The following is a 12874-nucleotide window of genomic DNA, read 5'->3' as shown; positions in this document are numbered from 1 at the left end:
GGCGTGGGGTGAGGTGTGCGGTGAACGTGTCGGCGGACATGTCGACCAGGGAACGGATCCTGGCCGCGGCGGAGGAACTGTTCGCCGAGTCGGGCTTCGAGGGGACGCCGACCTCGCGGATCGCCGAGCGGGCCGGAGTCCCCAAGGGGCTGGTGCACTACTACTTCCGCCGTAAGTCCGATCTGCTCGCCGCGCTGGTCGAGCGGCTCCCCGAGGAGCGGCTCGACCACGGCCGGGTGGTCGTCTCCGGGGACGTGGCGGAAAGCCTGCGCCGGTTGGTCGCCGAGTTGAACGCCCGGCTGGGCGCCTCCCGGCTGCTGTCCCACCTGCTGTGGCGCGAGGCCGACACGCACGAGGCGGTGCGGGAGGCGTTGCAGGCCCGCTTCCACCGGGTGGTGGAGCAGATCCGCGGCGTGATCATCGCCGCCAGCGGGGACCGGGTGCCGCGCGCTGACGTGGACAGCGCCGCCGCGCTGCTCGCCCAGGCGCTCAGCTACCGGCACTCCACCGCGCGGCACGCCGGCGACGAGCCGGGCGAGATGGAGCGGGAAACCGCGTTCATCGCCGGCGCCCTCGAACTCGGCGCCGGCCGCGGGGCGGGCGCCGGCCGCTAGGCCCGGGTCAGTGCGACCCGGCCGGCTCGACCAGTTCGACGAGCACCCCGCCGGCGTCCTTGGGGTGTACGAAGTTGACCCGGCTGCCCGCGGTGCCGCGCCTGGGCTCGTCGTAGAGGACGCGCAGCCCCTTGGCCCGCAACGCGGCGCTCGCGGCGTCCACATCGGACACCCGGTAGGCAAGCTGCTGCAGGCCCGGGCCGCTGCGGTCGAGGAACTTGCCGATGGTCGAGTCCGGGCGCAGCGGGGCGAGCAACTGCAGCGCGGTGCCGGCGCCGCCGTCCCCCGGGGCGTGCAGCATCGCCTCGCGCACCCCCTGTTCCTCGTTGACCTCGGTGTGGGTGACCTCCAGCCCGAACGTCTCCCGGTAGAAGTCGATCGCGGCGTCCAGGTCGGGTACCGCGACGCCGACGTGGTCGATGGCGGTGACGAAGGACTGGAGTGCGGGCCGAAGTTCCTCGCGCATATCCAGAAAGGGTAGGCCCGCTGGAACGGTTCCGAGCGAGGTTGTGTGGCGCGCACGACAGTCGGCGCCTCGCCCGGCGGGTCGGGACGCCGGCGTGACGCCCCGGCGCGGACAGAATCGGTGCAGCCGTCGTTGTGCGCCGCCTCACCACGGACGTGTTGCGACTCGGCTGCTACTCACGGGTATGGTCCGCAGTTAACAACCGCTAGCACGCCGATGGAGGCTGCCGTGTCCGGTTCGGTGTCCGGTTCCGTCATTGTCGCCGGGGCGCGTACCCCGATGGGCCGCCTGCTGGGCTCGCTGAAGGACTTCTCCGGGGCTCAGCTCGGTGGGTTCGCCATCAAGGCCGCACTGGAGCGGGCCGGTGTGTCGCCCGACCAGGTCCAGTACACGATCATGGGTCAGGTGCTCACCGCGGGCGCCGGCCAGATTCCCGCCCGCCAGGCCGCGGTCGCGGCCGGCATCCCGATGACCGTGCCCGCGCTGACGATCAACAAGGTCTGCCTGTCCGGGCTGGATGCGATCGCGCTCGCCGACCAGCTCATCCGGGCCGGCGAGTTCGACATCGTGGTGGCCGGCGGCCAGGAGTCGATGACGCAGGCCCCGCACCTGCTGCCCAAGTCCCGCGCCGGGTTCAAGTACGGCGACGTGCAGCTTGTCGACCACATGGCCTACGACGGCCTGTTCTGCGCGTTCGACCAGGTCGCCATGGGCGCGTCCACGGAGAAGTACAACTCCCGCTACGGGCTGACCCGCGAGGAGCAGGACGCGTTCGCCGCCCGGTCGCACCAGCGCGCCGCGAAGGCGATCGAGAACGGCACCTTCGCCGAGGAGATCACCCCGGTCACCATCCCGCAGCGCAAGGGTGACCCCATCGAGTTCGTCACCGACGAGGGTGTGCGCGGCGACACGACCGTGGAGGGGCTGGCCAGGCTGCGGCCGGCGTTCTCCTCCGACGGCACCATCACCGCCGGTTCGGCCTCGCAGATCTCCGACGGCGCCGCCGCCGTCGTGGTGATGAGCAGGGCCAAGGCCGAGGAGCTGGGGCTGCCGTGGCTGGCCGAGATCGGCGCGCACGGCGTGGTCTCCGGCCCGGACGCCAGCCTGCACGAGCAGCCGGCCAACGCGATCAGGGCGGCGGTGGCCAAGGAGGGCATCGAGGTCGCCGACCTGGACCTGGTCGAGATCAACGAGGCGTTCGCCGCGGTCGGCATCGTGTCCACCCGGCAACTCGGCATTGACGAGGAGAGGGTCAACGTCAACGGTGGCGCCATCGCGCTGGGCCACCCGATCGGCATGTCCGGCGCGCGGCTCGGTCTGCACCTGGCGCTGGAGCTGAAGCGCCGCGGCGGCGGGGTCGGCGCGGCCGCGCTGTGCGGCGGCGGCGGCCAGGGTGACGCGCTGATCATCCGGGTGCCCAAGGGCTGAGCCGAAGCCGCACAACTAGGGTCTGAAACGTGCCGAGGAGCGTTGACGTCGCAGACCTGGTCCACCGCGCGCAGGCGGGTCAGCCGCGCGCGGTGGCCAGGCTGATCTCCATGGTCGAGGACGCCAGCCCGCAGTTGCGCGAGGTGGCCGAGGCGCTGGCCCCGCACACCGGGCGGGCGCAGGTGATCGGCCTGACCGGCGCGCCGGGTGTGGGCAAGTCCACGTCCACCTCGGCGCTGGTGTCCGCGTTCCGCAGCCAGGGCAAGCGGGTCGGCGTGCTCGCCGTGGACCCGTCCTCGCCGTTCTCCGGCGGCGCGCTGCTCGGCGACCGGGTGCGGATGCAGGAGCACGCCACCGACGAGGCGGTGTTCATCCGGTCGATGGCGACCCGGGGGCACCTGGGCGGGCTGGCCTGGGCGACCCCGCAGGCGCTGCGGGTGCTGGACGCGGCCGGCTGCGACGTGGTGCTCATCGAGACGGTCGGCGTCGGCCAGTCCGAGGTCGAGGTGGTGCAACTGGCCGACACCACGCTGGTCCTGCTCGCCCCGGGCATGGGCGACGGTATCCAGGCCGCCAAGGCCGGCATCCTCGAGGTCGCCGACGTCTTCGTGATCAACAAGGCGGACCGGGACGGCGCCGACGCCACCGAGCGGGACCTCAAGTACATGATCTCGCTGGGTCGCCGGGAGCGGTCCGGCCCGATGTGGCGCCCGCCGATCGTGCGCACCGTGGCCTCCCGCGGCGAGGGCCTGGACGACGTGGTGGGCGCCATCGAGCAACACCGCACCTGGCTGGTGGACCACGGCGAGCTGGAGCAGCGCCGGCGGCGGCGGGCCGAAGCGGAGATCGAGGCGATCTCGGTGGAGCGGCTGCGCACCAAGCTCGGCTACGTGCACGGCGGCGAGGCGCTGGACCGGCTGGCCAAGCAGGTCGTCGCCGGCCAGATCGACCCGTACACCGCGGCGGACCAGCTCATCGAGGGCCTGCACGCGGAAGAAGCCTGAGCGGCTCCGACCCGCGTCCACCCGGGCTTACCGCTGCGGCAGCACCAGCAGTCCGTCGCCGACCGGTCGGGTCGAGGGCGTGTTCACCAGCGTGCCGCAACAGGCTGTCACGCGTGCGCCGGGTTGGGCTCTCGGAGCCGGCCGACCTGCAGTTCGTGCCTGATCGTCTGGGTGGACACCGGCTTGAACCCGCGGCGCGCCATCAAGCTTTCGAACAGCTCGTACCTGGCCTGTGGGTATGACCATCCCCAGTGCGGCATGTAGCCGGTGATGTCGGTGTGCTGGACGCGAATCTTGCGAAGCTCACGGCCGAGCTTGCGGGCGAACTCGGAAAAGGACACGTACGCGGTGAACAGGGCGTGCCCGCGGGCGGGCGCCCACCGGAGCGCTGGGGAAAACCAGTTGGAGTCGGCCATCTCGTGTACGACCACGCCGAGATACTCCGTGGCGTCGAGCGCGAGGTCCACGAATGCGCCGTTGCCCTCGCCGCCCCACATGACGCTGACGCACTGCCGGCCCTGCGCCAGGTCGATGGACGCGTCCACCAGGTCGTTGAACGCGTTCGAAAGAGTGGTCGCACGAATGGTTAACTGCTCGTCGCCGTATTCGAGGTAAAGATCGCACCAGCCGTTCAAGAATGTCAGGGAAAGTTCAAATACGGGGTTGGGCGAAGACGACGAAGAGTCATTCATTGAGGATCCTAGCGTTTCGAGGGTGTGTGTTGACGGTTCATCCAGTCCTGACCAGGGTTTGCAAGGATTACTGACGGTCTGCGTCGGCCGCCCGCGTCGGAGTGAGCTCTATGGCTGTTGTGAATGTGCGAAAAATGCGCCGGAGCACTGACAGGAAAGCGTTCCCACGTGCGGGAGTCAACGTCCGTTCGCACCAATGCGGACACCACCGAAAGGCGGCAGCCGGTGGCGCCGGGAGCCCGGTTCGCTAGCGCCGCGGTAGCAGCGGGCGTTGGTCGCCGCAGGCCGGCGGGTGTGCCGTGGTACGGCCTCGGCGGCGGCCCCGGTCGGCGCGGTCCTCGCGACCGGCCACTCAGCGAATCGATCACCGTCAGTGATCGGCGCTGGGCGACCGGCGCTCCGCCGTGACGTGGCCTCGGCCACGTTCGGGCAAAGTGGACGCGCGGTGGGCGGCCCCTTGTTACCGTCCGAACCGCTACCCGGTATCGGCGCGTAAGACATGACGAGAGGCTGTCGAGTCACTTACCGGGTCGGCAGATCGGCGAACGGAAGCCGTCGTCAAGAGGGGGCACCATGACGCGATTCCGCGAGCGCCCGCAGTGGCGTGAGCCGGCGAGGCACCGGCGCGTCGAGGACGAGGGGTGGTCGCACGGGACCGGCCCGGACCCGGGTGGCGGGCCGGACAGAGGCTTCTCCGGCGTGCTCGACGGCACGGAGCCGGCGGCGCACGCCGGCAGCGGTCGGCACGCCGACGCGGGGCACGGGTCGGACGGCGGCCCGCCGACCACGCCGATTCCACCAGTCCGTGACCAGGGACGGCCGACCGTGGTGCGCGGCAACGCGGAGGACACCCAGCCGTTACGTGTCGTCCGGTCGCGGCCCGCGACCAGTGAGCCAGCCGGCGCCGCCGACACCTACCTGATCCAGACCGAGAACGCCTTCGGTGACACCCAGTTCGCCGCACCACCGGTCATCGGTGAATGAGCGCCGGGGACAGCCACGGACAGCGGGGGACAGCCGGGGTAAAGGCGGAATTATTCCGCGTTCCGCGCGTCCAGTTGCGCGACCAGTATCCTGGGTGCGATCGCTCGGTAGGCGTCCGGTCACCAGCTCCTCGATCTCATCCCAGTCCACCGGCACGTCGAGCCACACCCCGAGCCACCCGCGATGCACAACGTACGGCGGCACGAAGAACCGCCCGGGGTCGGAAGCGACCAACTCCTCCTGCACGCCGGGTGGAGCCGCGCACCAGAAGGCCAGCCGGTCGTCATGGTGGTGGTCGGCGTACATGACGAACGTCTTCCTGCCGCGCACGAACCAGGTCGGCTCGCCGTGACTGAGGCGTTCCGTCGTCTTCGGTAGCGCAAGACACAACCGGCGCAGCCGCTCCAGCGGGTCCGTCACCATCGTGTGCTGCTTCCCGCCTCCTGAGGCCGCGGGGCAATTCTCGCCTCGCGGGCCTGTTTGTGGGGAGGCGTGTGGACAGCTCTGGCTGCTGGCGGAGTAGTCGTGCCGTGCACAGGTAGACGATCAATGGCCAGGTTTGAACGTTGCGCCGAGTGGGTGATCTTCGGTGTCGTGGTCTGCGCTCCGGGTGGCTGGGGGGCCTCGCGTTTTTCGGACAGGGATCTGGCCGCTTATTTCACGCGATGGACCGCAATGCCTCGAATTCGGCGTAAGCCTCCCGCGGAGGGCGGTAACCCACTGCCGAGTGAAGACGCTTCTGATTGTACCAGAACTCGTTGGCCAATATACTCGTGGGATAACTGGTTAGTACGACAACGGCACTTGATCCGGTGATGCAGTCGGGTGGGTGAAGCGTCGATGTCGGTGGGGTGGAGATCGAGGACATCGAGCGTTGGTCGGATGAGTTAGCCCGGTTGTGCACGCTGGTGGGGCCGCGTTTCGGCCGGTCGGAGCCGCGTGAGCGAGTGCTGGGGTATGTGCGCGGCCTGCTAGCGCCGTTGGAGCGCAAGAACGGATGGACCGTGGCCGAGCACGCCGGGGCGGCGTGCCCGGACGGGATGCAGCGGCTGTTACGCACCGCGCGGTGGGACGCCGACGGGGTTCGCGACGATGTGCGCGGCTATGTGGCGGATCGCCTGGGAGAGCCGGGCGGGGTGTTGATCGCGGATGGCACCGGTTTTGTCAAGAAGGGGCGGCACTCTGCTGGCGTGCATCGGCAGTACACCGGCACGTCCGGAAAGATCGACAACTGTCAGGTCGGGGTGTTTCTCGCCTACGCCTCGGCCAAGGGGCGGGCACTGATCGACCGGGAGCTGTACTTACCGGAGTCGTGGACCGATGACCGCGCGCGGTGCCGCCGGGCAGGCATCCCGGACGGGGTCGCGTTTTCCACCAAGCCGGCGCAGGCGTTGGCCATGATCGCCCGCGCGTTGGACGCCGGGATGCCGGCCGGGTGGGTCACCGCGGATGAGGAGTTCGGGCAGAACCCGGCCTTCCGCAAGGGACTGCTGGCCCGGCGGATGCCGTTCGTGTTGGCCACCCGCTGCGATGACCGGCTGCCCTGCCCGGACCGTCGACGCCGGCAGGCCAAGACCGTGGCCGCCGTGGTGCCGGCTGCCGCGTGGGAACGCCGCAGCGCCGGGGACGGCGCCCGCGGCCAACGCCTGTATGACTGGTCCCTGGTCGAACTCGACCCGGCCGGGCTACCCGCGGGTTGGGCACACCGCCTGCTGCTGCGCCGCGCCACCCGTCCCAACGACAAAGGCGAGTACGAGGTGGCCTACTACCGCTGCGCCGCCCCCGCCCACACGAGTTTCGCCGAGCTGATCCGGGTTGCAGGCATCCGTTGGTGCGTCGAGGAATGCTTCCAGTTGGCCAAGAACGAGGCCGGCCTGGACCACTACCAGGTCCGCGACTACACCGCCTGGTACCGGCACATCACCGGGTCCATGCTGGCCGCCGCGTTCCTGACCGTCACCCGCAGCGAGCACACCGCAAAAGGGGCGACGTAGGCGTTTGCAGCGACAAGATCAGCGTGACCGGCAACGAGATCCGCCGGCTGATCGCCACCCTGCTGCTCACGCCCGGCCACGGCCAGAAGCACATCCTGAGCTGGTCAGACTGGCGACGACGACGCCAACACCAAGCTCGCCGAAGCCACTACCGACGACGCGGACACTGGCCCCCGTAACTGCCGTTGTCGTATTAGGCTATTTGTGGGTTCGATTGTCTCTATGGGACGGTCTTGGAGTGCAGGTCGGGGATGGATTCCCGTCGTACGACGAGGCCGCCCTGGTTATCGAGCGGGCGCGGTTGATCACGGAGCTGCGGGAGCGGGTCGCCACGCTGGAAGCCGTGCGGCGCCGGGCGACGCGGGTGGTTGGCACGACATGCGGCGTGCCAACCACCCGCGGCCGGTTCAGCAACTCGTCCGGTACAGGTACTTCTGGTTCTGTTGCAGGTTCTGTTGCGTGATCGCGATGAGGTCGGTCTGCACCTCGCGCGGGCCGACCGGCTTGCCCTGGACGGCGGCAACGGCGGCGTCCACGCCCTTGCGGCCGATGCTGGCCGGGTCTTGCGCGATGAGCGCCTGGAAGCTGCCGCTCTTCAGGTCCTCCACCTCATTCGGGCTCGCGTCGAACCCGACCAGGTTGACCTGACCGACCTTGCCCGCGTTGCGCAGCCCGGTGGCGGCGCCCTCGCCGGTGTTGAGATTGGTGGCGAAGACCCCGATCAGGTCCGGCGTGCTGGACAGCGTGGCGGACACCTTAGCGGCGGCCTGCGCGGGTTCGTTGTTGGTGTACTGCGCGCCGACGTACTTCAGGTTCGGGTACTTCTTGATCTCGTCCTCGAAGCCCTTGGCGCGGGCGTCCGTGGTGGACGTGCCGGCGATCGTGTTGAGCACCAGCACGGAACCCTGCTTGTTACCGACGAGTTGGGCCAGCGTGTCCGCGGCCTTCCGGCCGCCCTGCTCGTTGTCCGACGAGATCGACGCCAACCCGATCGACTTGTCCTGCAGGGAGGTGTCCACCTCGACGACCTTGATGCCGGCGTCCTTGAGTTGCTGCATCGGGCTGGCCATCGCCTTGTCGTCGGTCGGCGCGATCAGCACGGCGGCCGGCTTGGACGCGAGCACCCCGGTGACGATCGGTGTCTGCAGGCTCGGGTCGAACTTCTGCGGTGCCTGGGTGTTCAGGTCGTAGCCGAGCTTCTTGGCCTCCTCCTGCGCGCCGCACTGCATCGAGATGTAGAAGGGTTCCGCCTGCACCCCGGGAATGAGAACGAGTTTCTTGTTGTCGGTGCTGCTCCCGCCCACCTGACCGACCTGACCGCTACCACACGCGGCGACCACCGTGGCCGCGGTGAGCACCGCGCCCACCAGCGCCACGCGCCGCTTGCCTGCATTCATCTGCCCGTACCTCCGCACCTCGTCGTGTCTGGAAGCTGTATCCGGACGTCGTGTCGCCTGCCGCGAAGCCGTTTCGGGTCAGCGGCGGTCCTGGGTTCGGCGTCGCCGCTGGTCGAACCACACCGCGGCGACCAGCACCGCGCTCACCGCGACCGGCTGCCAGAACGGCTGCACGCCGAGGATCACGAAGCCCTTGGTCAGCACGGCGGGGATGAACACCCCGATCACCGAGCCGAGCATGCTGCCGACGCCGCCGAACAGGCTGGTGCCGCCCAGCACCACCGCGGCGATCACGTTCAGGTTGTCCGTGCTGTGCCCGGAGATCGTGGTGGTGCCGTAGTAGGCCAGCGACATGAAGCCACCCAGGCCGGCCAGCAGGCCGGTGATCAGGTAGACCAGCACGAGGTGCCGGGTCACCCCGATGCCGGAGCGGCGGGCGGCCTCGGCGTTGGAGCCAACCGCGTACGTGTAGCGGCCGAACCGGGTGGTGTGCAGCAGCCAGCCGCCGAGCACGGTGACCACCACCGCGACCAGCACCAGGTTCGGCACCACGACGAAGGACGTGCCGTAGCCGAGGGTGCGGCGCAGCGCCTGGGGCACGGTCCGCACGTCCACCCCGGCCGTGACCAGTTCGGCGACGCCGAGCGCGGCGCCGAACGAGCCGAGGGTGACGATCAGCGGCGGGATCTTGGCGCGCGCGATGAGCAGCCCGTTGGCCAGCCCCCACACCGCGCCGCCGGTCAGCGCGGCGACCAGGCCGACGGCGATCACGCCCCAGCCGGCGGACGTCGCGTCGTGCCCGGGGCTGAGTGCCTCCATCGCCTTGGCGCCCACCACGCCGGCGAACACCAGCACCGAGCCGACGGACAGGTCGATGCCCGAGGTGATGATCACGAAGGTCATCCCCACGGACAGCACCAGCAACACCGACGCCTCGATGAGCAGGGTCTGGAAGTTGAACAGGGTGGGGAAGGCGCTCGGCGCGAGCACGCTGAAGCCCAGGTACAGCCCGACGAGCACCAGGCCGATCCAGAACGTGTTCGCGGACACCAGCCGCCGGCCGAACCCGGTGCGCTCCGGCCGCGTCGCCGGAGCTTCCACTGTGGACGTACTCATGCCGCGCCTTCCTGGTGAAGTGCACCGGTCATCGCGCCGACCAGGTCCTCAAGGGTGGCCTCCGCGGTCCGGAACCGGGCCACCCGGCGGCCCAGCCGCAGCACCTCCACCCGGTCCGACACGGCCAGCACCTCGGGCATGTTGTGGCTGATCAGCACCACGGCGACGCCGGAGTCGCGGACCCGGCGGATCACGTCAAGCACCCGCTCGCGCTGTACCACGCCGAGCGCGGCGGTCGGCTCGTCCATGAACACGACCTTGCTCGCCCACACCACCGACCGGGCCACCGCGACGCTCTGCCGCTGGCCGCCGGACAGCGACCTGATCGGCACGTCGATGTTCTGCAACTGCACGCCGAGCCGGGCGAACTCGCTCGCCGCGCGCCGCCGCATCTCCGCCTTGTCCAGCATGCCGAGCCGGCCCAGCAGGCCCGTGCGGAACAGTTCGCGGCCGAGGAACAGGTTGGCCGCCGGGTCCAGGTCGGGGGCCACGGCGAGGTCCTGGTAGACGGTCTCGACGCCGTGCCGCCGCGCGGCGGTGGGCGAGTCCAGCGTCACCGGCCGGCCGTCGATGAGCACCTCGCCGGAGTCCGCCTGTTCCGCACCGGACAGGCACTTGACCAGGGTGGACTTGCCGGCCCCGTTGTCCCCGATGAGCGCGACCACCTCGCCGTGCCGCACCTCGAAGGACGCGCCGCGCAACGCCTCCACGCCGCCGTAGTGCTTGACCAGGTCCCGCGCCTCGAGCAGGGATGGCCCGGCCGGTTCGGCGCTCATTCGACACCTCCCACATCGGAGCCGTCCGCGGCCGGCACCGCGGAAGGATGCGGCGGGCGGCACCGCACCACCACCGCCTCGCCGTCCAGAGTGGACGGACCAGCGGCGAAGGGGACGAGCGCGGTGGCGCCGCGCCGCAGGTCCAGCTCGCCGCCGTGCTCGGTGCGCAGCCGCGCCGTCCCCTCCAGCACGACGAGCACGGCGAGCGACGGGTCCAGCTCGACGCGCGGTCCGAGATGCATCCGCTCGGCCCGGAAGAACGCGTCGGCCTCCGCGCCGAACAGCGGCACCACCGGGTCGCGGCGGTCTCCGGTGTGCCGGACCAGCGAGTCCAGCCGGGCGCCGGACCAGCCCGAGGTGTCCACGCAGCCCAGCGCGGTGTCGTAGCCGAGCCCGAGGTGGCCGGCGTCCGCGCCGGGCAGGAAACCCTGCCACTCCAGGGTCACCGAGAAGTCGGTTGGCTGCTGCAACTCGACGATGAACACACCGGGGCCGATCGCGTGCGGCAGGCCGGCCGGCACGAACACCGTGTCCCCGGGTTGGACGGGAATCGGGTTGAGCGCGCCCAGCATCGCCGCGGAGTCCTGAGTGGACACCCAGGCGTCGATCGTCCGCTCGTCCACGCCCTCGGTGAACCCGGCGTACACGGTGGGGTTGTCGCCGCTGGTGCCGATCACCACCCAGGCCTCGGTCTTGCCGTGCCGGCAGTTGAGGTGCCGCCGGGCGAAGGCGTTGGACGGGTGGCAGTGCACCGGCAGCCGCTGGCCGGCGTCCAGCAGCTTGACCAGCAGGCCGGTGTCCGCGCCCAGCACGGCGGTGTGCGCGGGGCCGAGCCAGCCGTCCGGGTCGGCGGCGACCGCGTCGCGCAGCAGGCGGCCGTCCGGTAGCACGGTCAGCCCGGCGGGCGCCTTGCCGAACAGGCTGGTCGTGGACGCGATCCAGTCCTCGGGGCCGAATTCGGTGGCCACGGTGCCCTCCGCCGCCTCGGTGGGAGTGCGTGCCTCGGCGGGCATGCCGCGCAGCGCCGCGATGGACGTGCCGCCGCGGTAGAACTGCCTCGGCTGGTTGGCCGGCAGCAGCACCGGCCGCGGCGGCGGCCCGCCGGTGTCGTGCCCTGCCGGGTGATCGGACGTCACGCAGGTACCTCCCCGGATCCACGCGTTACCAGGCGCACCGGCAGCACGACGCGGCGCGGCGGCGCGCCGTCCCCGTCCAGCCGGGCGAACAGCAGTTCGGCGGCGGTCCTGCCGAGCGCGGCGACGTCGTGCGCGATCACCGTGACCGGCGGGTTAACCAGGTCGGCCAGCTCGAAGTCGTCGAAGCCGACCAGGGCCGGCCGGTCCCGCTGGCCGGCCAGCGCGCGCAGCACCAGCACGGTGATCCGGTTGTTGCCGGTGACCAGCGCGGTGGCCGGCTCGGGACCGCGCAGCAGCCGGCGCAGCGTCGCGCCGATGCCGGGCGCGTCGTGCGGGCCCATGGCCACCAGGTCCTCGTCGTAGCGGACGCCGGCGCGGGCGCAGCCCTCGCGGAAGCCGCGCAGCCGCTCCGCCGCGGTGAAGATGTCCGGCGCGTCGCCGAGGAAGGCGATCCGCCGGTGCCCGTACCGGGCCAGGTGCTGCACCGCGGCCACGGTGCCGCCGATGTTGTCCACCAGCACGGTGTCCGCCACCACGTCGCCGGCCGGGCGGTCGACGAACACCGCGGGCGTGCCGGCCCGCATCTCCGGCACCAGGTAGCCGTGTTGCACCCCGGCCGGGACCACGATCAGCCCGTCCACCCGGCGGGCGCAGAACTCCAGGGCCAGTTCGCGTTCGCGGTCCGGGTCCTCACCGGAGGACGCGGCGAGCACGTGCCGGCCGTGCTGCCTGGCCACCTCCTCCACCGCCCCGGTCAACTCCGAGTAGAACGGGTTCGCCACGTCCTCCATGACCAGCCCGACGATGCCCGCGGAGGACCCGCGGCGCAGGTTGCGCGCGCTCAGGTTGCGGCGGAAGCCGAGCTGGTCGATCGCCGCCAGCACCCGTTCCGCGGTGGCCTGGTGCACCCCCGGCTCGTCGTTGACCACCCGGGACACCGTCTTGATGCTCACGCCGGCCAGCCGCGCCACGTCGCTCATGGTGGCGCGCCGCACCCGGCGAGGGCCGGTCCCGGACAACGTTGTCATGCCCGGAGATTGGACACGCCAACTCGGGAGCTGTCAACGCCTGGTGAACCGGTCAAGGCCGCGCACGGCGATCCGTCCACATCGGGCGGTGGCGCATCGGGAATCGATCCGGAGCCCGGATGGCCACGCGGCTTTCAGCCCTCCGGGCGAAGATCGTTGTCTCGAACGGGACAACCTGACCGATCAAGCCTTGACGCGACCCGTGGCTCTCCGCAATGTGGCGCTCGCGTTGCGTCGGT

At 70.8% G+C, this 12874-nt stretch carries 12 protein-coding genes and 1 pseudogene; 5 read left to right on the top strand and 8 right to left on the bottom strand.

Annotated elements, in window-relative coordinates; all coding sequences use genetic code 11:
• Positions 1–38: 38 nt before the first annotated feature.
• On the top strand, positions 39–614 hold the full coding sequence (locus tag FFT21_RS19935; RefSeq protein WP_137815480.1) for a TetR/AcrR family transcriptional regulator: 576 nt from the start codon (positions 39–41) through the stop codon (positions 612–614).
• Positions 615–621: 7 nt separating this feature from the next.
• On the opposite strand, the gene mce is transcribed toward FFT21_RS19935, so the two are convergent.
• The gene (gene mce / locus FFT21_RS19930; RefSeq protein WP_137815426.1) at positions 622–1080 is read right to left on the bottom strand and encodes a methylmalonyl-CoA epimerase; all 459 of its coding nucleotides are present in this window, start codon (positions 1078–1080) and stop codon (positions 622–624) included.
• A gap of 240 nt (positions 1081–1320) precedes the next feature.
• On the opposite strand from mce, the gene FFT21_RS19925 reads away from it, so the two are divergent.
• Positions 1321–2508: an acetyl-CoA C-acetyltransferase gene (locus FFT21_RS19925; protein ID WP_137815479.1), complete on the top strand. Its 1188-nt coding sequence runs from the start codon at positions 1321–1323 to the stop codon at positions 2506–2508.
• Positions 2509–2537: 29 nt separating this feature from the next.
• Entirely contained in the window at positions 2538–3512 is a 975-nt protein-coding gene (gene meaB / locus FFT21_RS19920; protein WP_137815425.1) for a methylmalonyl Co-A mutase-associated GTPase MeaB, read from the top strand.
• A 107-nt stretch (positions 3513–3619) separates the two neighbouring features.
• On the opposite strand, the gene FFT21_RS19915 is transcribed toward meaB, so the two are convergent.
• Entirely contained in the window at positions 3620–4204 is a 585-nt protein-coding gene (locus FFT21_RS19915) for a hypothetical protein (protein WP_137815424.1), read from the bottom strand.
• 573 nt (positions 4205–4777) lie between these two features.
• Between FFT21_RS19915 and FFT21_RS19910 the strand changes: the two genes are divergently transcribed.
• Entirely contained in the window at positions 4778–5188 is a 411-nt protein-coding gene (locus tag FFT21_RS19910) for a hypothetical protein (RefSeq protein ID WP_137815423.1), read from the top strand.
• Positions 5189–5238: 50 nt separating this feature from the next.
• Here the strand turns inward: FFT21_RS19910 and FFT21_RS19905 are convergent.
• Positions 5239–5611 (bottom strand): annotated as a pseudogene (locus FFT21_RS19905) (MmcQ/YjbR family DNA-binding protein).
• 434 nt (positions 5612–6045) lie between these two features.
• Between FFT21_RS19905 and FFT21_RS19900 the strand changes: the two are divergent.
• Positions 6046–7182: an IS701 family transposase gene (locus FFT21_RS19900; protein ID WP_371856842.1), complete on the top strand. Its 1137-nt coding sequence runs from the start codon at positions 6046–6048 to the stop codon at positions 7180–7182.
• Positions 7183–7589: 407 nt separating this feature from the next.
• Here the strand turns inward: FFT21_RS19900 and FFT21_RS19895 are convergent, their stop codons facing one another.
• The 5 genes from FFT21_RS19895 to FFT21_RS19875 all read right to left on the bottom strand — a co-directional run bounded on the left by FFT21_RS19895 (position 7590) and on the right by FFT21_RS19875 (position 12587).
• Complete coding sequence (locus FFT21_RS19895; protein WP_137815422.1) at positions 7590–8579, bottom strand: ABC transporter substrate-binding protein; 990 nt, start codon at positions 8577–8579, stop codon at positions 7590–7592.
• Between the two features lie 78 nt (positions 8580–8657).
• The gene (locus tag FFT21_RS19890; RefSeq protein WP_137815421.1) at positions 8658–9695 is read right to left on the bottom strand and encodes an ABC transporter permease; all 1038 of its coding nucleotides are present in this window, start codon (positions 9693–9695) and stop codon (positions 8658–8660) included.
• The gene (locus FFT21_RS19885; protein ID WP_137815420.1) at positions 9692–10471 is read right to left on the bottom strand and encodes an ATP-binding cassette domain-containing protein; all 780 of its coding nucleotides are present in this window, start codon (positions 10469–10471) and stop codon (positions 9692–9694) included. The genes FFT21_RS19890 and FFT21_RS19885 overlap by 4 nt, the downstream gene beginning before the upstream one ends.
• A complete protein-coding gene (locus FFT21_RS19880) occupies positions 10468–11607 on the bottom strand; it encodes a class I mannose-6-phosphate isomerase (RefSeq protein WP_137815419.1) in 1140 nt (379 codons plus the stop codon). The genes FFT21_RS19885 and FFT21_RS19880 overlap by 4 nt, the downstream gene beginning before the upstream one ends.
• Positions 11604–12587: a LacI family DNA-binding transcriptional regulator gene (locus FFT21_RS19875; protein WP_137815477.1), complete on the bottom strand. Its 984-nt coding sequence runs from the start codon at positions 12585–12587 to the stop codon at positions 11604–11606. Before FFT21_RS19875 ends, FFT21_RS19880 begins: the two co-directional genes overlap by 4 nt.
• Between the last annotated feature and the right edge of the window lie 287 nt (positions 12588–12874).

The organism is Gandjariella thermophila (assembly GCF_005405885.1).
Lineage (GTDB): Bacteria > Actinomycetota > Actinomycetes > Mycobacteriales > Pseudonocardiaceae > Gandjariella > Gandjariella thermophila.
The sequence above is the reverse complement of the archived record's forward strand: the minus strand, read 5'-3'. Positions and strand labels throughout refer to the sequence as shown.

Coding starts and splice junctions, on each gene's coding strand:
- FFT21_RS19935 (WP_137815480.1), top strand. CDS start 39: ATGTCGACCAGGGAACGGATCCTGGCCGCGGCGGAGGAACTGTTCGCC.
- mce (WP_137815426.1), bottom strand. CDS start 1,080: ATGCGCGAGGAACTTCGGCCCGCACTCCAGTCCTTCGTCACCGCCATC.
- FFT21_RS19915 (WP_137815424.1), bottom strand. CDS start 4,204: ATGAATGACTCTTCGTCGTCTTCGCCCAACCCCGTATTTGAACTTTCC.
- FFT21_RS19910 (WP_137815423.1), top strand. CDS start 4,778: ATGACGCGATTCCGCGAGCGCCCGCAGTGGCGTGAGCCGGCGAGGCAC.
- FFT21_RS19895 (WP_137815422.1), bottom strand. CDS start 8,579: ATGAATGCAGGCAAGCGGCGCGTGGCGCTGGTGGGCGCGGTGCTCACC.
- FFT21_RS19890 (WP_137815421.1), bottom strand. CDS start 9,695: ATGAGTACGTCCACAGTGGAAGCTCCGGCGACGCGGCCGGAGCGCACC.
- FFT21_RS19885 (WP_137815420.1), bottom strand. CDS start 10,471: ATGAGCGCCGAACCGGCCGGGCCATCCCTGCTCGAGGCGCGGGACCTG.
- FFT21_RS19875 (WP_137815477.1), bottom strand. CDS start 12,587: ATGAGCGACGTGGCGCGGCTGGCCGGCGTGAGCATCAAGACGGTGTCC.